Origin of the sequence: Vibrio olivae, assembly GCF_042428525.1 — a bacterium.
Lineage (GTDB): Bacteria > Pseudomonadota > Gammaproteobacteria > Enterobacterales > Vibrionaceae > Vibrio > Vibrio olivae.
Window position 1 is genome coordinate 1 of record NZ_JBHMEP010000058.1, and the last position, 797, is coordinate 797.

The 797-nt window shown below is 47.7% G+C and carries 1 protein-coding gene; it reads left to right on the plus strand.

Features of this window, described 5'->3' with window-relative positions; genetic code table 11:
- On the plus strand, positions 1-797 hold a 797-nt coding region (locus ACFFUV_RS23455; protein WP_390198353.1), incomplete at both ends, for a hypothetical protein.

Here is a 797-nt window from a genome sequence, read left to right on the forward strand (position 1 = left end):
TATTGATTAACCGGGCGTATGATTTGGACGGGCTAAAAGGCAAACTAAAAGAATACATTGAGGTTTACCGATTGCCGGACGACTTTATTTATTACGCCGACGATTTGAAAAAGGACGTATTGGCGTTTGCGCAATTCGTATTGGATTATGATGTACGACCGTTAGCAGTTGAAATTGCGTTGGTACACCCGTATTACAAGTACGCCGGAATGATTGATTGCCCGTGTACCATGCGTGCAAAGATTGGAAGCGACGACCGGATTAACGCAATTGTCGATTTCAAAAGCGGGCGAAAAGGTTTTTACGAGGAAAGCGAAATACAATTAGGAATGTACCGGGATATGTGGAACGTCAATTTTGAGCAATTCCCCGTTACCCGTATTTTCAATTTCAGCCCGAAAGATTGGCGCAAAAAACCGTCGTACAATCTGAAAGAGCAAACCGAAAGCCCCAATATACGGAAAATCCCCTATCTGTTGGAGATTGCCGCCATTGAGGACGAAAAGCGGGACAACACGTTTACGGCGGTTAATGGTATGGTTGTATTGGACGACGCCCCGGATTTGTCCCAAAATGTAATATCGTTGTCTTTGGCGGAATTGATTAAAACGAAAGCCCCCAAAGAGGCGACCCCGGACGAAACCACGGACGCCGCCGATACCGTCAAAGCGGATGCGGTTGCCCCGGAACAAACGCCGGAACCGGAGATTAAGAAAACAAAGATTGTGAAACGCACCGGGAAAACGGCAAAGGAGGCGGAAAAGAAGCCCGCCACGGGACGAAAGGCGGCAAAACGG